This window comes from Stenotrophomonas sp. S4, from assembly GCF_054187805.2.
Window position 1 is genome coordinate 434,151 of the sequence record NZ_CM196188.1, and the last position, 19,943, is coordinate 454,093.

Genomic DNA, 19,943 nt, shown 5'->3' on the forward strand with positions numbered 1-19,943 from the left:
CGTCCCCTTTTTTGTTGTCCTCACTGCGGCGGCGCTACCATCGGTGTTCTTGAACCGATGGATGGCCCCGCATGCGCACGATCGCTGTGTTGATTCCCGCCCTGTTGCTGGCGGCCTGTTCGCAGCCGGCGCCGCCGGCCGAGCCTGCGGTGGATGCGCCGCCGCCGATGGAGGCCGGTGCTGCAGCGACGCCCACGGCTGAACCTGCCGCAGCCGCACCGGTCGCGCCTGCTGCGGATGAGCCCGCGGAGGATACGCGTGCACGCATCGAAACCCTGCTCGGCGATGCCGCGCAGTATGAAAAGGTCTTCAACGCGTTCAAGACCGCCGTGGTCGGCGGAGATCGGGCTGCAGTGGTCGAGGAAGTGCGCTTCCCGTTGAACATCAGCGGCGGAAAGAAGATCACCGGCCCCGGTGAGTTCCAGCGCAACTACGAGAAGATCATCACCCCGGCGGTGGTCAAGGCGGTGTCCGGGCAGGACTTCGGCAAAGTGTTCGTCAACCAGCAGGGCGTGATGATCGGTGACGGGCAGGTGTGGTTGAACGGGCAGTGCCTGGACCAGGCCTGCACGAAGACCGAAGTGAAGGTCATCACCATCCAGTGAACGCAGACGGCCCCGCGTGCGGGGCCGTTGCGGGAAAACGTGCCGGCCAGCGGCCGGCACTTCCACCCTGTCAGGTCTTCGGCGTGAGCTTCAGCAGGCGCGCCTTGCTGCCGTCCTCCAGCAGCCACAGCGCGCCATCCGGGCCCTGTTCCACTTCGCGGATGCGCTCGCCCATGTTGAAGCGCTCGGCTTCGCGCGCGCTGTCGCCATCGAAGGCTACGCGCACCAGCGACGTGGACGACAGGCCGCCGATGAAGCCGCTGCCCTTCCACTGCGGGAACAGGCTGCCGCTGTAGATCACGAAGCCGGCAGGCGAGATCACCGGCGTCCAGGTCACCTTCGGGGCGGCGAATTCCGGCCGGGTATCGTGGTCGGGAATCGGGCGGCCGTCGTAGTGGTCACCGTTGGAAACGATCGGGTAGCCGTAGTTGGCGCCGCGCACGATCAGGTTCAGTTCGTCGCCGCCGGCCGGGCCCATCTCGTGCGCCCACAGCTTGCCGTTGGCATCGAAGGCCATGCCCAGGATGTTGCGGTGGCCCAGCGACCACACCTGTGCGGCAACCCCGCCCTGCGAGGCGAACGGGTTGTCGGCGGGCAGGCTGCCATCGTCGTTGAGGCGGATGATCTTGCCGAGGTTGCTGCCCATGTCCTGGGCCGGATCGAACTTCTGCCGCTCGCTGGAGCTGATCCACAGCTTGCCGTCCGGGCCGAAGGCGAGGCGGTGGCCGTAGTGGCCCTCACCGCTGACCTTCGGGCTCTGCCGCCAGATCACCTTCAGGTCCTTCAGCTGGCCAGCGCCGCTGGCGTCCAGCGCCAGCGTGGCCCGGGCCACGGCAGCACCGCGGGTATCCAGTGTGCCTTCCTCGGCGTAGCTGAGGTAAATGACATGATTCCGGGCGAAGTCCGGGTGCAGGATGATGTCGCCGAAACCACCCTGGCCACCGTAGGCAACCTTCGGAACGCCGGTGATTTCGTGTTTCTGGCCGCTGGCCAGGTCCAGGTGCTGCAGTTTGCCGCGCTTTTCGGTGACCAGCAGGCTGCCATCGGGCAGGAAGGTCATTGCCCACGGCTGGTCGAAGCGGCTGATCTCGGTGGCGGTGAATGGGCGCTGGTCAGCCGGTGTGGCTGCCGGCGTAGCAGCCTGGGCGCCGCCGTTGGCGGCGGGGTCGGCCGCATTGCAGGCGGAGGTGGCGAGGATCGGCACGAGGCCGAGGGCGAGCAGCAGGGGCGTGCGGGTCATGGGTATCTCCAGGGCGGGGATGCGGATGGCCGGGCTGTCCCTTGTATACCACTGCAGCGGTGACCGTCGTGGCCCGAAGGTCCTGCGCCCCCCTGTGCGACGGCAGCGGGATCGTCTAGGGTGGGCACGCCCGGGCAAAGCGGGCCCGTCTGCCTGCCAAGGATCTGCAATGAACACTGCCATGCCCCACAAGCCGTCCACCGCCTTCATTGCCGCCTCCTGGGTGGCCCTGCTGCTGGGTGCGGCGGCCTACCTGATCGGCCTGTTCAACGCCGCCACGATGGCGCTCAACGAGAAGGGCTACTACCTGACGCTGCTGCTGTTCGGCCTGTTCGCGGCGGTGTCGCTGCAGAAGAGCGTGCGCGACCGCGTCGAGGGCATTCCGGTCAGTGGCCTGTACTACGCGCTGTGCTGGTTCGCGCTGTTGTCGGCGCTGATGCTGCTGCTGGTCGGCCTGTGGAATGCCACGCTGGCGCCGAGCGAGAAGGGCTTCTATGGCATGGCGTACGCGCTGTCGCTGTTCGGTGCGGTGGCGGTGCAGAAGAACACCCGCGACCTGATCGCCGCCGGTGGCGGCGAGATCAAGCGCAGTGCGATCGTGCAGCCGCTGCCGGAGCAGGATTGATCGATCCGGTGTGGAGCCGAGCGTAGGCTCGGCTCTAAAGCAGCCTGGCGCTATCGCTTCAACCGCGGATCCGCCAGCTGAGCTTCCTCCCAGCCACGACGCGCCGCGTTGCGTGCCTGCACCCAGTCCAGGCGGCTGCGGCCACGTTCGCTGGCCCAACGTGATTCGAGCTCGCGTTCCACTTCCTCGTAGGCGCGGATCATGTCCTGCGCACGCGCTGCGTGGCCGATCCGGTAGGCCGGCTCGTAGTCCTCGAAGAACAACTGGTCGTCGTAGTAAGGCTCGGCCGTGTAGCGCTCACGCCAGTAGTTGCTGACCGCGTCGCGCGGTGTGCTGTCGTCCGGCACGCGGCCGGGAATCTGGTACTCGGTCATGGAAGGGCTCCGTTGTGGACGAAGCCTGATCGTGCCTGCGTGGCGGTTAACGGCCCGGTCCCGCAGCGTGATCGCCAGATCAATCCGCCGGGCATGGCCCGGCGCTACGCTCACCCAGCGTCGGCATCCTTGCGCGGCAGCTTGTAGATCACCGCGCCGATGGCGAACGCGACCAGTGCAGCAGCGATGTTCTGCCAGCTGGCACTGGCGAACAGCGCCAGGCACAGCAGCAGCGCCAGCACCGGAATCAGCGGGCCACCCGGCAACTTCAACGCACCGGGGCGGTCGGCGTAGCGCTTGGCCAGTACCAGTACCGCCGCGGCAGTGCCGATGTAGGCGAACAGGCGCGTGGTCATCGACAGCAGGGCCAGCTGCACGAACGAGCCGGACAGGGCCAGGCCGAGTGCGATCAGGCCCTGGCACAGGATCGATGCTGCCGGGGTGTGGAAGCGCGGATGCACCTGCGCCAGGATCTTCGGCCCGTAGCCATCGCGCGCCAGTGCGAACAGGAAACGTGGGCCCATCATCATCGTGTTGCTGTTGGTACCGAGGATGGAGATGGTGGCGCCGATGGTCAGGATCAGTGCCAGTGCCTCGCCACCGAAGCCGGCGGCGGCATCGGCCAGCGGCGTCGCCGAGCTGGACAGGCCGGCCAGCGTGCCCTGCGCCACCACCTGCACCGCGCCGTAGATGACGGTGACGGTGATGATCATGGTGATCAGTGCGAACGGAATATCACGGCGCGGATTGCGGTACTCGCCGGCGGCGGCCGGGATGTTCTCGAAGCCCGCGTAGGCGTACAGCAGCAGCAACGCGGCTTCGCCCATGCGCTGCAGGTCGTGCGGGTCCGGGCGCTGGCCGGAGAAGGCCAGCTGTGGATCGATGTAGAACGCACCGATGGCCACGAACAGCAGCAGCGGCAGCATCTTGCCGATCACCAGCACCACGCCGGTGCGCGCAGCCGAGCGCACGCCAATGATGTTGACGCCGGTGAGGAAGCCCAGCGACACCACGATCACCGCGATGCGACCCATGCCGGCGCCGGCCCACGGCCAGAAGCGCGCGACCGCATCGGCCAGCGCATTGCTGAGTGCGGCCGCCGAACTGATGCGGGTCAGCCAGATCATCCAGCCAATCTCGAACCCGGCGAATCGCCCGAACGCCTCGCGTGCATACAGGTAGCTGCCACCGGGCTCGTCGAAATAGCTGGCGGCCTGCGCGTAGCACAGCACCAGCAGCGCGACGACGATGCCAGCGGCGACCACGCCCCACAGGCTGAACGGGCCGAGCAGAGCGACGGTGGCGGCCGGCAGCAGGTAGATGCCACTGCCGATCACATCGTTGATCGACAGGCCGACGATCTGCCAGCGGCTGACCGCGCGCTGCAGCTGCGGTTCGTCCTGCGCGCTCAACGGGCGTCTCCGGCCAGCGCGGGCAGTTGCCACTGCGCCTGCAGGCGCTTGTACTCGGCACGCGGCAGCAGGACGAAGCGCGGCGCGTCCTGCGGGCGCAGCCAGTTCATCAGCGCCTGCATGCGTTCTTGTGGCATGGCCGTACAGCCGGCGGTGGCCTCACCGGGCGTGCGCCACAGGTGGGCGAAGATGCAGCTGCCCTTGCCGGGCTGGTTGTCCGGGTTGTGGGCGATGACGAAGCCTTCCCGGTAGCGCACGTCGCCCTTGTTGTGCAGGTCCAGCCGCATTGGCTCGGTGGAGCCCTTGACCGCCGCACTGCCGACTTTCTTCTCATCGACGATGCGGTTGTAGAACGGCGAGCTGGGCACGTCCATGCAGTAGCTGCTGTCCAGCATCGGCTGGTAGGGCATCGCGGTGCCAGCACGAGTGACGGCATAGCCGAATGCACTGCCGAGCGCGAATATGCCGGCCGGGCTGCGGCCATCCCCTTCCTGTTTCTGCGGACCATCGGCCTGTGCCGGATGCAGGCCCAGGCCCCAGGCGCTGCCGGTACGGCCGAGCGCCACCGGGAACGCCTGTCCATGCGTGTGCCAGCCCTTGCCGTCGCGCACATAGGCCTGCAGCTGCCCCTCGGTGCTGTCCCAGCCTTCGCTGGTGACCACGATCAGCTGGCGTGCGCCATCCAGCGGCGCGGCGTGGACGGACACCGCCGCGGCAAGCAGCAGCGCGGTGGCGGCAAGGCGGACCAGCGATATCATGAACATGCGCTCCGGTCAGGAATCCAGCAGGTGGTCGATCCGCTCCAGGTTCACCGCGAGCTGCTGCTGGCGGTCCGGATTGGCGTGGCAGAGCAGCACGAACAGGAAATCGAGCAGGGCGTGCATGGCACTACGGTACAGCAGCTGCGCGACCTGCGGCGTGCGGTCGTGCGCACACACCACCAGTGCCGCATCAGCATGCGCGCGCAGCGGGTTGGCGGTGTGGCGGGTGATGGAAATCACCTTGCCACCCATGTCCTGGAACTGGCGCGACAGCTGCGAAAGCTGGGGCAGGTTGCCGAACTCGGAGAACACCAGCAGCACATCGCCGGGGCGCGCGGCGGACAGGTTGGCCAGCATCAGGATCGGGTCGGTGTGCGGTACCACCAGCAGGCCGAGCAGCGACAACCGCATGGCGAACTCACGGGCATACAGGCCGTCGTCACCCAGGCCGTAGACGAACAGTTTGGGCGCGCCGTCGAGCAGCTGCACGATGCGCTCGATTTCATCGCGTGGATTGGCCTGCCGTGTTTCCTCTTCGGCCTGCGCCTTGCTGCGGCGCAGGGCCTCGCCCAGGCGCAGGTAGTCGTCGCCGCTGTCGGGTTCGCTGGGGGCCTGTTGTGGATCGGCACCGGCGCGAGCCACATCCTGGCCGATCGAGTACTTCAGGTCCGGATAGCCCTTGAAGCCGAGTTTCTGGCTGAACTTCACCACGCTGGACTGGCTGATGCCCAGTGCGCTGGCCAGCTGCTGGGACGAGTAGTCACGCAGCAGGTGGGCATTGTCGAGGATGAAGTCGGCGATGCGGCGCTCGATGGCCGACATCTGCCCGCGCTCGGAACGGATCTTCAGCAGGGGCGGCATGCGGGGTGTCCGGGCATGGATAGGCGCGTTGCGGTTGGCTGCGTGGAGCGTGTCATGGGATGGGTCGGGCGGGTGCCAGCAGCGAAGAGGATATGGAGTGCGGTTGTTGCCTTTGACGTTGAGTCCGCCTTCAAGCGAGCCGAGCACCGCAGGTCCGGCGGGGGCGAAGAGGCGCGGGTGTCTGAGCGTAGCGAGTTCCGCGCCGTCCCTCGACGGACCGAGGAGCGCAGGGCACCGGCGTGCGCAGCACGTCGGCTCGCGGATGGCGGAGCGTTTCTTTTGGTTACTTTTCTTTTCGCGAAAAGAAAAGTAACGCGCGACCCAACGTCAGTGACACGCAGCGTCAGCCGCAAGGCAGAGATCACCCCAGCATCTCCAGCCCACGCACTTCGGTGATGCCCAGCCCCGGCACGTCGCTGATGCTGATCTCCGATTCGTTGAAATGCACACCGCCGCTGACCGGGTCGAACTGGCCCAGCGAGGGGCCGTCGAGGTCAACCTTGGTGATCACATCGCTCTTGGCCACGGCCAGGTGCACGGCCGCAGCCACGCTGATGCTGGACTCGATCATGCAGCCGATCATGCACGGCACGCCGTAGATGCCGGCGATGTCGGCGATGCGGATCGCGTTGGACAGGCCGCCGGTCTTCATCAGCTTGATGTTGATGATGTCGGCCGCGCGCTGCTGGATCAGGTCCATCACCTGGCTCGGGCTGAACACGCTTTCGTCGGCCATCACCGGCGTGTTGACGCGGTCGGTGACGTACTTCAGGCCGCTGATGTCGGCCGCTTTCACCGGTTGCTCGAGCAGCTCAAGGACCACGCCGGCTTCCTCCAGCGTGCGCATCGCGTGAACCGCCTGCTTGGCGGTCCAGCCCTGGTTGGCATCCAGCCGCAGCAGGGCGCGGCCTTCCACCGCGGCGTGGATCGCCTTGACCCGTTCGATGTCCAGGCCGATGTCCTTGCCGACCTTGATCTTCAGCGACTCGAAGCCGCGTTCGATCGCCGACAGCGAGTCGCCCACCATCTTGTCGATGTAGTCCACGCTGATGGTGATGTCGGTGGTGATCACCGGGTCGCCGCCACCGAGCATCTGGTACAGCGGTGCGCCGTGCAGCTGCGCCCACAGGTCATACAGCGCGATTTCCACCGCGGCCTTGGCGCTGGTGTTGCGCTCCATCGCCGTCTGCACCAGCCCACACAGGCGGTTGAGGTTGACCACGTCCTGGCCAATCAGGCGCGGCGCGATGAAGTGGCGGATTGCTTCGATGATCGAGCCGTGCGTATCGCCGGTGATCACTGCGGTGGCCGGGGCTTCACCGTAGCCGGTGTGACCGGTGTCGGTGCGGATCAGCACCACCACGTCTTCCACGGTCTCCACCGTGCGCAGGGCGGTCTTGAACGGTGTCTTCAACGGCACGCGCAGCATGCCCAGTTCGATGGCGGTGATCTTCATTCAGGAGTCTTGGCCCGCAGGCGCTGGATGTTGGTGATGCGGTCGATGTAGCGGACGGTATCGCTGGCCATCATCGGTTCCAGCGGAGTGACCGAAACACCATTGAGATGGGCCTGCACGCGCGTGCCGTCGGCACCGAACCAGCTGCCGCCCGCGGTATCGTGGATGACCCAGGTACGGCCGTCGACGTGGCCGATGGCCATCATCACGTGGCCGGGGATGTAGACCAGGTCGCCCACCTGCAGGTCGGTGACGGCGCGGTCGCGCACCGCCTTGCCGTCCTTGCCGGTGAACGGCAGGCGATCCAGGGCAGGGCTGACCGCCTGTGCACTGGTATTGCGTGGCAGCAGCACGCCGAAGCTGCGGTAGATCTCGGAGACGAAACCGCTGCAGTCGCGGGTGTCGTAGTCGTGGCCCCAGCCGTAGCGCTCGCCGAGGAACTTGAAGGCCTGCTGCAGCAGCAGGCGCGGGGTCAGCGGCAGGTAGTCGGCGGCGGTGTCCTGCGAGCGTGGCAGCAGCGCCGGCACCAGCTTCAACCGACCATCGGCTTCGCGTACCGGCAACTGCACCACCCACGACGCATGCGCCTGCTGACCGTTCACCGGTTCGGCGGCCGGCCAGTCGGCCAGCACCGGCAAGCGCACGCCCATGTCCAGCTGCAGGCGCGAGACGCGCGGCTCTTCCGGGGTGTAGGCGGTCTGCGCGGTGGAGCCGGTGACGATCCGGTACGGCCCCTTGGCGCCATAACCGAGCACGGTGGCTTTGTCGCCGCTGGCAATGGCCTCGGCTTCGATCCACGCGCTGTAGCGCTCGCTGTGCACGAACAGCCAGCGGCCGTCGGCGCTGCGATGGACCACGGCAACCTTGTCGCCGGGGAACAGCGCCGATTCCTGGAAGCGATCGATGTCGGTGTCGCCGATGCTGCTGAACACGCGCTCGCGGGTGGGGAAGGTGCGCAGTGCCGCGCGCTTTACCACCAGCCCATACTGCGGTGCCACCTGCGTGGGAATCGCATCGAGGCCGAGGTTGGCTTCGATCATGCTGCGCACTGCCGGCGCGATGGCCTGGCCCTTGTCGTTGTACAGGGTGCGGCTGGGCCAGCTCGACAGCGCGGTGATGCTGGCACGCACCGTCGCCGCATCAAGCTGGGCTGGCAATGCGGCGATGTCCTGGATGTGGCTGTCCTGCGCCTGCATCCGCACGTTCTGTGCCTCGATCTGGCCGCGGTCAAGGATCGGCACGTCGGCGTTGTCCAGGCGCGCGGCCCAGTACTGCGGGGTGAGGTAGGCCTCGTGCAGGCCGATCACATAGGGCAGCGGCGCGCCCGGGTCGGGCAGCGGTGCCGCCTGTGCAAAGGCCGGTGCGGCCAGCAGGCACAGGGCCAGGGTCAAGCGGCGTGGCCAATGCCGATGCCGTTCGCGGGAAGCCAGGATCATGCGCTGCACACCCTCCTCGAATGCCTGTTGGAATATTTATTCCTTTCGGCATCGAAAGCAAGAATAAATTATTGACCGGCATCCCGGCCCGTGTTACACAGCCGTTACCACCCGCGCTGGGGAAGTGTCGCTGTGGATCCTGCCGTTCGCAAACCGCGTCTGCCTGCCACCGCCGGCCTGTGTGCCGCGCTGCTGCTGTGGGCGTGGTCGGCGGGGGCAAAGGATCCCCGCAGTGCGCTTGATCTGGCGATCGATCGTGAGCGGGAATGGCAGCTGATCGACTGGGTCGACAGTGGCCAGTTCAACAGCGTGGTCATGGCGTTTGCCACGCAAGGCGTCTTCCCACCGGCCGACTTCCAGTTCGAGCGCATGCGCCGCATCCGTCTGGATTTCAGCCTGGACCAGGCAGCCGCGAAGGCGGCCGTGCGCCGCTGGATTCCCGACCTGACCGACGAGGAATTCGCGCGCTGGGACCAGCTTGGCCTGATCGAGCATCTCGATATCGATGGCGAGCGCTGGTACTTCAAGCGCGCACCATCGAACCTGTTCCTGCTCAGCGACGAAGCACGTGCACGTCGCCGCGCGGATGCACCGATGCCGTCTCCGGGCCCCAACGAAGTGCTTAACGCACACCACGCGCGCGTGGTTGCCGCGGCCGAACAGAGTGGCCAGGCGTCGGTGCTGCCGCAGCGTATCGAATTCACCCAATCGCTTACGGTGAAGGCCGATGCCGTGCCGGCCGGCGAAACCGTACGCGCCTGGATTCCGTACCCGCGCGAGATCCCGGGCCAGCAGGAGCAGGTGCAGTGGCTGGGCGGCAGCCCGGGCAAGGCGCGGGTGGCACCGGCCAGCACCTTGCAGCGCACGGCCTATCTGGAAGCCAAAGCGGTGGCCGGGCAGCCGACCCGCTTCGAGGTCCGCTATGCGGTCACGATCTTCGCCCGGCATACCGCGATTGATCCGGCCAGGGTGCAGCCGACCCCGGCTGATCCGGCGTTGAAGCCGTATCTGGCCGAGCAGCTGCCACATGTGCGCTTCACCCCTGCACTGAAGCTGTTCTCCGACCAGGTGCTGCAGGGCGAGACGCGCCCGTATGAAGTGGTGCGCAAGCTGTTTGCTGCGGTTGACCGCATTCCCTGGGCCGGCGCGCGCGAGTACTCAACGATCAGCAACATCAGCGATTACGCGCTGCGTGCCGGCCATGCTGACTGCGGGCAGCAGACCCTGCTGCTGATCGCGCTGCTGCGCCTGAACGGCATTCCCGCGCGCTGGCAGTCGGGCATGGTGTTCTCCGACGATGGCAGTGGTTACAACAACCTGCATGACTGGGGGCAGGTCTACCTGGCGCCCTATGGTTGGCTGCCGATGGACGTGACCACCGGGGCGCTGGCCAGCGACGTGCCGGCCTTGCGCGACTTCTACCTGGGTGGCCTCGACGGCTATCGCATCGCCTTCAACGATGATTTCGGCCAGCCCTTCGTGCCGGCCAAACAGCATTACCGCTCGGAAACGGTCGACTCGCAGCGTGGCGAGGCCGAGTGGGCAGGCGACAACCTGTACTTCGACCAATGGAGCTACGACTTCCAGTGGCGGGTACTGCCAGCCAGGCAACGCTAGCGCGACACATCGCACTCCACACCATTCAATTCTTGCAGGAGAGAGCAGGGGATGAAGGCTTACAGCATCAAGCGGGCGGCGTTGTGCGTCGCCCTCGGGGCGTGTCTGGGCGTGATCGCGCCCAGCGCATTCGCACAGGATGGTTCGGTGGTTGGCCGGTTGGTCAGCGAGGGCGGGCAGGTGCCGGCCGGTGCCACGGTGACCGTACGCAATCCGGCAACGGGTTTCGTCCGTTCGGTGCAGGCCGAGGCCAACGGCAGCTACCGCATTCCGCTGCTGCCGGTAGGCACCTACGAGATGGAGGTCGGCTTGCCCGGTGGCGGCGCCAGCCGTGTTGGCCAGGTGACCGTCAGCCTCGGCAGCGCGACCACGGTGAACGTGCCGCTCGGCGCGGTCAGCACGCTGGGTACGGTGGAAGTGCGGGCACCGCAGGTGGTGTCGATGGTCGATGTGAAGTCCACAGAGTCGGCCACCAACATCACCCGCGAGGAACTCTCGCGCCTGCCGGTGGACCGTGACATCACCGCCGTGGCGCTGCTGGCGCCGGGTGCGGTGAAGGGCAAGGGGTCGCTGGGCGGGCAGGGCATTTCCTTCGGCGGTTCGTCGGTGGCCGAGAACACGGTCTACATCAATGGCCTGAACGTCACCGACTTCTACAACCGGGTCGGCTTCTCGTCGGTGCCGTTCTCGTTCTACCAGGAGTTCCAGGTCAAGACTGGCGGCTATTCGGTGGAGTTCGGGCGCAGCACCGGCGGTGTCATCAATGCGGTGACCCGCTCGGGCAGCAATGACTTCAAGGCCGGTGCCGAGCTGGTGTTCGAGCCGCGCGCATGGCAGTCGCAGGCACGTGACCGCTACGACGGCAATGGCAGCCGCTACATCACCGCCAGCCGCGACGACTACAGCCGCAGCGCGCTGAACGTATTCGCTTCCGGTGCGCTGGTGCAGGACCGGTTGTTCTTCTTCGGCATGTACGAAGCCCGCGACTACCGCCCGACATCGACCAACGACGCCGGCACCCGCTTCAACCAGGGCAAAGCCGATGACCCGTTCTGGGGCGGCAAGATCGATTGGCGCATCACCGATAACCAGATGTTCTCGCTGTTCGGCTTCTCCGATCGCAACAAGACGCTCACCGACGTCTATGCCTACGATTACGACCTTGGCAGCAGCGTGGGCGAGCGTGCCAACCAGATCATGAACACCGTGGGTGGCCGCAACTGGTCGGGCACCTACAGCTGGCAGGTCAACAATGATCTGACCATGAAGCTGATGTACGGCGAGAACAAGCGCAACCGCGTGCAGAGCTCGTTGATGGACGAGAACTGCAACCGCGTCTTCGACAACCGCACGGCCGGCCAGGGTGTGCCGCCGTCGCTGCAGGGCGACCGCAGCTGCACCAGCAGCTCGCAGCTGGAGTCGGCGCTGGATACGCGCAAGGCGGCGCGCGCGGACTTCGAATGGACCCTGGGCAACCATCTGCTGCGGTTCGGCCTGGACCGGGAAGAGAACACGTCCGACTACAGCCGCGCCTACCCTGGCCCGGGCGGCTTCCGCTACGACATCTACTACCGTACCCCCGGCAGTTCGCTGAACGGTGGCGTGGTGCCGGCCAGCGGCGTGGTCGTGCGCACCCGCCGCTATGAAGTGGAAGGTGCGTTCAAGACCATCAACTCGGCCTACTACCTGGAAGACAACTGGCAGGTCACGCCGAACCTGCTGCTCAACCTCGGCCTGCGCATGGAGGCGTTCGACAACAAGGGCGGCGACGGCAACAGCTACATCAAGATCGACAACATGCTGGCCCCGCGTGCCGGCTTCTCCTGGGACGTGCGCGGCGATGGCACCACCAAGGTGTTCGGCAACCTCGGCCGCTACTTCCTGCCGGTTGCCAACGTCATCAACATCAAGCAGGCCGGTGGCTTCCTCGACGAGCGCACCTGGTACGAGTTCCTCGGCTACACCGGCGCAGCCAACAACATCCCCAACCTGGGTGCGCAGATCGGCCCGGTGGACAACTCGCAGGGCGACGGCAGCGTGCCGGACCTGCGCGCGGAAGTGAACCGGGACATGGACCCGGTCTACCAGGATGAGGCCATCCTGGGCTTCCAGCAGATGATCAACGAGGCCTGGTCGGTGGGTGCCAGCGTGACCTACCGGCGCCTGCACAACGCCATCGATGACATGAACATCACCGCCACCGGGCAGTGTGGTGCCATCGACAGCGTGTGGATCATGGGCAACCCGGGGCGCACCAACACCGTGTGGGGCGACACCGACTGCGATGGCCGCAACGATGGCTGGATCAGCATCGACACCTCGAAGGAAGGTTGGGCGCTGTATGACGACAACGGCAACTATGTCGGCCAGCGCGGCTGGGTGAAGCCCAAGCGCGACTACAAGGCACTGGAGCTGCAGGTCGACCGCGCATGGGACGGCAAGTGGGGCTTCAATGCGTCCTACACGCTGGCCTATGGCCGCGGCAACGCCGAGGGGCCGGTCAACTCCGATACCGACTTCGCCGATGCCGGTCGCACCGAGAACTTCGACAATCCGTGGGTGAACTACCGGGGCTATGGCTACCTGGCCAATGATCGCCGCCATCAGTTCAAGTTCCGTGGCAGTTATGCGCTGACCGAGAACCTGAGTGTGGCCGCAACCCTGGGCGTGCAGTCGGGTAGCCCGATCACCCGCTTCGGTGCCGGCAATCCGTTCGATGCGACCGATTTCCACAGTTACTACGTTTGCGTGTCCAACTGCCAGGCGACGGTGCCATCCGAACGTGTGTTCGTGCACTCGCCGCGCGGCGGTGATGGGCGCACGCCGTGGACCTACGATCTCGATGTCAGCGTTTCCTACAAGGTGCCGATTCCCACCGACCTGCGCCTGAAGCTGGCGGTGTACAACGTGCTGAACCAGCAGCGCGTGGTGACCGTGGACCAGGACTACGAGCCGCAGAACGGCATCGGCTCACCCAATCCGCTGTACCGCTACGGCACCGGCTTCCAGTCACCGCGCTATGCGCAGCTGACCGTCACATGGGCGTACTGAAGCCAGCCCAGCACGCTCGACGCTGCTTCTGCATGGCGGCGTTGGCGGTCTTTCCGGTTGCGGCGGCGCAGACGAGCGCGACCGCCTCGATCGATGCCGACGTCGCGGCCGTGGTCCAGCACGAGCATCTGCCCGGGCTGGCCATGGCCGTGGTCGAACAGGGGCGCGTGGTCTACCAGCGCGCCGAGGGTGCGCGTGGTGATGGCGGCCGCATCAACGAGGACACGCTGTTCAAGATCGCCTCCAACAGCAAGGCGATGACCGCCGCGCTGCTGGCGCGGCTGGTGCAGCAGGGCAAGCTGCGCTGGGACGATCCGGTGCAGCGCCATCTGCCGGAGTTCCGCATGTACGACGCATGGGTGGGCCAGCAGATGCAGGTACGTGACCTGCTGATCCACAACAGCGGTCTCGGACTGGGTGCCGGCGACCTGATGCTGTGGCCGGAGCCGAACGCGTTCACCCGCGCCGATATCATCGCCGGGCTGGCGCATCTCAAGCCGGTCAGCAGTTTCCGCAGCCACTACGCCTACGACAACCTGATGTATGTAGTGGCGGGCGAAGTGGCCGCTGCGGCCGGTGGCAAACCCTATGACCAGTTGATGCGCGAGCAGGTGTTCGAGCCGCTGGGCCTGTCACGCTGTCAGGTGGGCGCGTGGTCGCTGAAGCGCGTGGGCAACGTGGCGCAACCGCATGCCTGGCGCGGTGACCGCAATGAGGTGGCGAACGCCGACCGTGACATCAGCCCGGACCTGCCGTCGATGGCGGCCGGTGGCATCCGTTGCTCGCTGCGCGACATGATGCGCTGGATGCAGGTGCTGCTGGATCCTGCCGTGGTGCCGGACTGGCTGGGCAGTGAACAGCGCCGCACGCTGTGGACGTTGCACATGCCGATGCCGCTGAGCGAGCGCCAGCGGCGCTGGGACAACGCGCACTTCTACGGTTACGGCTATGGCTGGCGCGTGTCCGACATGGATGGGCAGTGGAAGGTGGCGCACACCGGCACGCTGTCGGGCATGTACTCGTCGCTGGCGCTGCTGCCCGACCGGAAAGTGGGCGTGGTGATGCTGATCAACGGTGAAGGCGAGGATGCGCGCACCGCGCTGATGCAGGCAGCGCTGAAGCGCTTCACCACCCCCGACGATGCGCGTCCGGCGATGGAGTACCTGGGCGAGCTGAAGGCTGACCAGGCAACGCGGGCGGCGACCGGCCATTCACGGCCATCCACCGCTGCGGCGCAGGAGACGAGCCGTACTGATCTGCCACGCTGGCAGGGCCGCTACCGCGATCCGTGGCTGGGTGCGGCCTCACTGTGCCCGGGCGAGGACGGCCTGCGTTTCAGCGTCGACAAGTCGCCCCGACTGCAGGCCACGGTGCTGCAGTTGCAGGGGCGTTGGCTGCTGCGCTGGGATACGCTGGGCGAAGACGCACAGGCCTGGCTGCAGCCCGGTGACGGTGCACCGCCCACACTGGACCTGCGTGCCATCGACCCGGACATCGACTTCAGCTATGACTTCCAGGACCTGCATTTCACTCGTACTGGCGACTGCGCTGGCAGCGAGCGCCAGCGCCGCTGAGCCGTCGCGCGTTTCGCCGGCCACCGATGCCGCCAGCGCCGGCCTGGTTGAAATCCGATCGCTGGCACCGCAAATCGACATGGACATCCGCTACGCCAGCGCCAACAACTTCACTGGCGCGCGCGTACCGGGCTACGAGGCGCCTTCGTGCTATCTGCTGGCGCCGGTGGCGAAGGCGCTGGCGCAGGTGGAACAGGACCTGCGTGCGGATGGATTCGGCCTGCGGATCTACGACTGCTACCGCCCGGTGCGCTCGGTGCAGGCCTTCATGGCCTGGGTGAACGACCCGCGCGAGCGCTCGCGCAAGGCATTGCAGTATCCGGATCTGGACAAGCCGCGGCTGCTGGCCGACGGCTACATCGCCGAACGTTCCGGACACAGTCGCGGCGCCACGGTGGATCTGGGGCTGCTGGATTGCCGCAGCGGTGCATGTACGCCGCTGGACATGGGCACCGACTTCGATTTCTTCGGACCACGCGCGCATACGCAGACCAGCGGATTGAGCGATGCGCAGCAGGCGAACCGCCAGCAGCTGGTGCGCGCGATGGCGCGGCGGGGCTTCGTCAATTATCCGCAGGAGTGGTGGCACTACACCCTGCAGCCGGAACCGGATCCCGGCACCGCGTACGACGTTCCGGTGCTCTAGGGGGTTTCGGCAGGGCTGCGCCCTGCACCTGCAGAGGCAACGGCCGAATCAACAGCAACAGCGTGCGTTCCGTGGGTTGGCGGGGCGGTGCCGGAGTGCGGGGACGCCGTAAATCCGTCCATGGAGGCTTGGCAGCCGCATCCATGCGGCTGACACCCCGCACTCCGGCACCGCCCCGCCTCTGACAGTTTCCCGCGGAGTCCGTTGTAAAGCCGAGCCCATGCTCGGCTGCTCTTTTTTCAATCGTCGAGATATTCGAGCTCGAAGGAGATTCATCCACGCATGGCGTGGATCTACCGTGGCCACCGGATCGGGTCCGGGGCAGATCCCTTACACTGGCCGTCTTCTCATCCCAGCCCGCCCGATGAACCTTCCCCTGCACTTCGGCCTGCTCGGCACCCTGGAAGCCGGCGCCATCGCCCTGCTGGTCGGCCTGCTGGTGTACTTCCTGTGGTCGCGGCTGTGCCGGCTGCTGCACTGGTCGGTGGGGCATGCGATCGGCTGGTCCTGCGTCATCTCGGTGGTGGCCTCCGCCGGCATCGACGCGTGGAAGCTGTTCTACATGGGCATCGTGCGGCTGGAGTCGCCGCTGTACGCGCGCCTGTTCCTCGCCACCATCCACGATCCGAACGAACTTGGCAGCCGTGTCGTGCTGGAAATCGCCGGCGCGCTCGCCGGTGTCGCCCTGGGATGGGTGTTGTTCAGTTCGCGGTCATTGGAAAAAACCGTCGACTGACGCAGGTTTTTCGTTGCCTGCCGGTTAAATCCAGAGGCGCTGAATGCGCATCTTATGAGCCACTCACTCCCCGCTAACCAGCGCGCTAAAGCATGCGTGGAGGCGAGTGGTTAATCGCGCGTGTGGAGGCCGGCCGCGGCCCAAAATCGATTCAGAAAGGCGGTGGCAGGGTAGGTGCCGTGCGGAAACAACAGGCCGCGCAACACCACCCAATTGGTAGGAGACACCCCTGATGACTATTCGCAACCGCAAGCCCCTGATCGCCCTGATCGTCGCCGCCGGCAGTGTGCTGGCCATCCCGGCGATGGCACAGTCGGCCAAGCAGCAGGCCGCGCATGCGCAGAACGAAGCGGCGCAGGCCCAGCAGGCGGCGGCACAGGCTGGGCAGGCAGCTGACCAGGCGACCGATGCGGCCGCAGCGGCCACGGCGCAGGCCAACGGCGGTGGCCAGACCTGGGCCAGCATCGATACCGATGGCAACGGCACCATCAGCAAGACCGAGGCGCAGGTGAACGCCGGCCTGGCCCAGGTGTTCGACCAGGCCGATACCAACAAGGACGGCGAGCTGAGCGCCGACGAGTACAAGGCCTACGTGGCCGCGCAGCAGGCCGGCGCAGGTGCCGGCGCGGCGCAGGGCCGCTGATCCAGACCTGATTCGGGAAGACCGGCGCATGGGGACCCGGGCGGCTGCGGCCGCCCGGGTTTTTCTCGTCATCGCCCCCCCTGTATCCTTGGCTGATGAACACCCCCACGCCTGCGCCGTCGCGCGCCATCGGCCTGGTCGGTTTTGACGGTGACGATACGCTGTGGAAGAGCGAGGACTACTACCGCAAGGCCGAGCAGGATTATCTTGACCTGCTGTCGCGCTACGTCGACGTGCATGACACCCAGACCGCGCGCCACCTGCTGGAAGTGCAGCAGCGCCACCTGGGAACCTTCGGCTACGGCGTGAAGAGCATGACGCTGTCGATGATCGAAGCGGCCATCGACATCACCGGCCAGCGCATCGAGGCCAAGGACATCCAGCGCATCCTGGATATCGGCCATGACACCCTGCGCCACCCGGTCGAGCTGATCGACGGCGTGCGCGAAGCGGTGGCGGCCATCGCCGAGCACTACCCGGTGGTGCTGATCACCAAGGGTGACCTGTTCCACCAGGAAGCGAAGATCAAGGTGGCCAACCTGGCCGAGCTGTTCCCGCGCATCGAGATCGTTTCCGAGAAGGACCCGGAGACTTACGCCCGCGTGCTGGCCGAATTCGACCTGCCGATGCAGCGCTTCGTGATGGTCGGCAACTCGCTGCGCTCGGACATCGAGCCGGTGGTGACCCTGGGTGGCTGGGGCGTGCATACCCCGTACGCGGTGACTTGGGCCCACGAGACCCAGCACGGCGTGGCCGACGATGAACCGCGCATGGTCACCGCCGATACCGCCCACGACTGGCCGGCTGCACTGGCGGCGATCGAGGCCAAGGCCGCTGCAGCGGCCTGACAGGGCCCGGCGGCTGCGGCAGAATCGGGCCATGAACGTCCGACTGCGCGCGCTGTTGTTGTCCCTGCTGCTGGTGCCGGCCACCGTGCTGGCCCAGCAGACCGCCGAGCGTTCGGCGGCCTACGCGGTGGAAACCGGTGACAGCTGGGTCGATGCCCAGCTGCAGGACATCAACCACTACGCCGAGCGCTACCCCGACGCCTTCCTCGACGAGGTGTCGCGCTATGCCGACGTACCGCGCGGCTATATCAGCGCACTGTTCACCACCCATGGCTGGCAGGCCGGGGATATCTACTTCGCCTGCTTCTGGGCCAAGGCCAGCGGCCAGACGTGCCGCGACAGCGTGCGCGCCTTCAGCCAGGACCCGGAGGGTGGCTGGGAGGCGGTGGTGAAGCGGATGCCGACCAAGCCGGAGAACCTGCATTACCGCGCGCTGCGCCACGCCATCGTGGCCAGCTACCAGCACTGGGACCGGCCGATCACCCTGGATGCCACCCTGAAGCGCCAGCTCAAGCGGTAGTGCCGGCCGCTGGCCGGCAACGGCACCCTTCCAGGCATCCGGAGGTTGCCGGCCAGCGGCCGGCACTACCGGTTTCCTTCATGTTGCTGTGCATATCGCCGCCGCCGCGTGCTCCGGCGACAATACGGGTTCGAGCTGTTCCCCGTTCCCGTAATCGAGTGACTGATGAGCGCCTCTTTCGTTTCGCCTGATGTGATCCGCCGCCTGTTCGCGCAGGCCATGTCCCGCATGTACCGCACCGAAGTGCCGCTGTACGGCACGCTGGTGGAACTGGTGGAGCGGATCAACGCGCAGGTGCTTGACCAGGACCCGGCGCTGGCCGCGCAGCTGCTGCGCAACGACGAGCGCGCGCGCCTGGACGAAGAGCGCCATGGCGCGATCCGCGTCGGCACCGTGCAGGAACTGGCGACGCTGCGCCGCCTGTTCGCGGTGATGGGCATGTTCCCGGTCGGCTACTACAACCTGTCGGTGGCCGGCGTGCCGGTGCACTCCACCGCGTTCCGGCCGCTGACCGGCGCCGCGCTGGCGCAGAACCCGTTCCGCGTGTTCACCTCGCTGCTGCGCCTTGAGCTGATCGAAGACGAAGCGCTGCGTGCCGAATCGGCGCGCATCCTCGAACGCCGCCGCATCTTCACCGATGGCGCACTGGCGCTGATCGACCAGGCCGAGCGTGATGGCGGGCTGTCGCAGGCCGATGCCGAGCGTTTCGTCGATGAAGCACTGGAAACCTTCCGCTGGCACGGCGATGCCACCGTCGACCTGCCGACCTACCACGCCCTGCACAACGCGCATCGCCTGGTGGCCGACGTGGTCAGTTTCCGTGGCCCGCACATCAACCACCTGACCCCGCGCACGCTGGATATCGACGCGGCGCAGGCGGCGATGATCGAACACGGGATGGCGGCCAAGGCGGTGATCGAAGGCCCGCCGCGCCGTGCCTGCCCGATCCTGCTGCGTCAGACCAGCTTCAAGGCACTGGAAGAAGCGGTGCATTTCCCCGACAGCGAGGGTGGCGATGCCGGTACCCATACCGCGCGCTTCGGCGAGATCGAGCAACGTGGCCTTGCTCTGACCCCGAAGGGCCGCGCGCTGTACGACCAGCTGCTGTCGCAGGCACGCGATGCCGGTGGCGAAGGCAGTACGGGTGGCGACTACGGCCAGCGCCTGCAGGCGGTCTTCGCCAGCTTCCCGGATGACCACGACACGCTGCGCCAGGAAGGCCTGGGCTATTACCGCTACCAGCTGACCGACGCCGGCCGCGCCGCGCCGGAGCGCGTGGCCGATCTGCCGGCCGAAGTGCTGGTGGCCGCCGGCCTGGCCACCGCCGACCCGATCGTCTACGAGGATTTCCTGCCGGTCAGTGCCGCGGGCATTTTCCAGTCGAACCTGGGCGGTGAAGAACAGCGTGCCTACGCCGCGCATGCCAACCGCGAGGCCTTCGAGCAGGCCTTGGGCGTGGCGGTGAATGACGAGTTCGAAATCTACGAGCGGCTGCAGGCCGAATCGCTGGCGAGCCTGCGCACCGCGTAAAGGTAGAG

18 protein-coding genes are annotated in these 19,943 nt (G+C 66.7%); 11 read left to right on the plus strand and 7 right to left on the minus strand.

Going from position 1 to position 19,943, the window contains the following annotated elements; translation table 11 throughout:
• Window positions 1–71: 71 nt before the first annotated feature.
• Entirely contained in the window at window positions 72–605 is a 534-nt protein-coding gene (locus tag ACUZUJ_RS01910; RefSeq protein ID WP_458220717.1) for a hypothetical protein, read from the plus strand.
• 70 nt (window positions 606–675) lie between these two features.
• Here the strand turns inward: ACUZUJ_RS01910 and ACUZUJ_RS01915 are convergent, their stop codons facing one another.
• Window positions 676–1,845, minus strand: a complete 1,170-nt coding sequence (locus ACUZUJ_RS01915) for a PQQ-dependent sugar dehydrogenase (RefSeq protein WP_458220718.1) — start codon at window positions 1,843–1,845, stop codon at window positions 676–678.
• Window positions 1,846–2,014: 169 nt separating this feature from the next.
• Here ACUZUJ_RS01915 and yiaA point away from each other — a divergent pair, with 169 nt between their 5' ends.
• The gene (gene yiaA / locus ACUZUJ_RS01920) at window positions 2,015–2,470 is read left to right on the plus strand and encodes an inner membrane protein YiaA (protein WP_101764799.1); all 456 of its coding nucleotides are present in this window, start codon (window positions 2,015–2,017) and stop codon (window positions 2,468–2,470) included.
• A 50-nt stretch (window positions 2,471–2,520) separates the two neighbouring features.
• On the opposite strand, the gene ACUZUJ_RS01925 is transcribed toward yiaA, so the two are convergent.
• The 6 genes from ACUZUJ_RS01925 to ACUZUJ_RS01950 all read right to left on the minus strand — a co-directional run bounded on the left by ACUZUJ_RS01925 (window position 2,521) and on the right by ACUZUJ_RS01950 (window position 8,770).
• Window positions 2,521–2,844, minus strand: coding sequence for a hypothetical protein (locus ACUZUJ_RS01925; RefSeq protein ID WP_101764800.1), 324 nt, complete (start codon window positions 2,842–2,844; stop codon window positions 2,521–2,523).
• Window positions 2,845–2,954: 110 nt separating this feature from the next.
• Complete coding sequence (locus tag ACUZUJ_RS01930; protein ID WP_049444533.1) at window positions 2,955–4,256, minus strand: APC family permease; 1,302 nt, start codon at window positions 4,254–4,256, stop codon at window positions 2,955–2,957.
• A complete protein-coding gene (locus ACUZUJ_RS01935) occupies window positions 4,253–5,014 on the minus strand; it encodes a L,D-transpeptidase family protein (protein WP_458220719.1) in 762 nt (253 codons plus the stop codon). The genes ACUZUJ_RS01930 and ACUZUJ_RS01935 overlap by 4 nt, the downstream gene beginning before the upstream one ends.
• 15 nt (window positions 5,015–5,029) lie before the next feature.
• A complete protein-coding gene (locus ACUZUJ_RS01940; protein ID WP_049444535.1) occupies window positions 5,030–5,878 on the minus strand; it encodes a MurR/RpiR family transcriptional regulator in 849 nt (282 codons plus the stop codon).
• Between the two features lie 361 nt (window positions 5,879–6,239).
• On the minus strand, window positions 6,240–7,334 hold the full coding sequence (locus ACUZUJ_RS01945) for a dipeptide epimerase (RefSeq protein WP_049444537.1): 1,095 nt from the start codon (window positions 7,332–7,334) through the stop codon (window positions 6,240–6,242).
• Window positions 7,331–8,770 (minus strand): C40 family peptidase, encoded by a 1,440-nt coding sequence (locus tag ACUZUJ_RS01950; protein ID WP_049444538.1) that lies wholly within the window; start codon window positions 8,768–8,770, stop codon window positions 7,331–7,333. The genes ACUZUJ_RS01945 and ACUZUJ_RS01950 overlap by 4 nt, the downstream gene beginning before the upstream one ends.
• Before the next feature lie 132 nt (window positions 8,771–8,902).
• Between ACUZUJ_RS01950 and ACUZUJ_RS01955 the strand changes: the two genes are divergently transcribed.
• The 9 genes from ACUZUJ_RS01955 (at window position 8,903) to hglS (ending at window position 19,935) form a co-directional block, all read left to right on the plus strand.
• On the plus strand, window positions 8,903–10,387 hold the full coding sequence (locus ACUZUJ_RS01955) for a transglutaminase-like domain-containing protein (RefSeq protein ID WP_049444540.1): 1,485 nt from the start codon (window positions 8,903–8,905) through the stop codon (window positions 10,385–10,387).
• A gap of 51 nt (window positions 10,388–10,438) precedes the next feature.
• A complete protein-coding gene (locus ACUZUJ_RS01960) occupies window positions 10,439–13,438 on the plus strand; it encodes a TonB-dependent receptor (protein WP_049444543.1) in 3,000 nt (999 codons plus the stop codon).
• 32 nt (window positions 13,439–13,470) lie between these two features.
• Entirely contained in the window at window positions 13,471–15,012 is a 1,542-nt protein-coding gene (locus ACUZUJ_RS01965) for a serine hydrolase domain-containing protein (RefSeq protein ID WP_458220732.1), read from the plus strand.
• Window positions 14,945–15,658: a M15 family metallopeptidase gene (locus tag ACUZUJ_RS01970; protein WP_458220720.1), complete on the plus strand. Its 714-nt coding sequence runs from the start codon at window positions 14,945–14,947 to the stop codon at window positions 15,656–15,658. Before ACUZUJ_RS01965 ends, ACUZUJ_RS01970 begins: the two co-directional genes overlap by 68 nt.
• 364 nt (window positions 15,659–16,022) lie before the next feature.
• Window positions 16,023–16,394 carry a hypothetical protein gene (locus tag ACUZUJ_RS01975; RefSeq protein WP_014035757.1) on the plus strand — a complete coding sequence of 124 codons (372 nt, stop codon included), beginning with the start codon at window positions 16,023–16,025 and terminating at the stop codon, window positions 16,392–16,394.
• Between the two features lie 232 nt (window positions 16,395–16,626).
• Entirely contained in the window at window positions 16,627–17,037 is a 411-nt protein-coding gene (locus tag ACUZUJ_RS01980) for an EF-hand domain-containing protein (RefSeq protein ID WP_458220721.1), read from the plus strand.
• Window positions 17,038–17,132: 95 nt separating this feature from the next.
• Entirely contained in the window at window positions 17,133–17,885 is a 753-nt protein-coding gene (locus ACUZUJ_RS01985) for an HAD family hydrolase (RefSeq protein ID WP_049412263.1), read from the plus strand.
• Window positions 17,886–17,916: 31 nt separating this feature from the next.
• Complete coding sequence (locus tag ACUZUJ_RS01990) at window positions 17,917–18,405, plus strand: hypothetical protein (protein WP_458220722.1); 489 nt, start codon at window positions 17,917–17,919, stop codon at window positions 18,403–18,405.
• A gap of 165 nt (window positions 18,406–18,570) precedes the next feature.
• The gene (gene hglS, locus ACUZUJ_RS01995) at window positions 18,571–19,935 is read left to right on the plus strand and encodes a 2-oxoadipate dioxygenase/decarboxylase HglS (protein WP_510468062.1); all 1,365 of its coding nucleotides are present in this window, start codon (window positions 18,571–18,573) and stop codon (window positions 19,933–19,935) included.
• The last annotated feature ends 8 nt before the right edge of the window (window positions 19,936–19,943 follow it).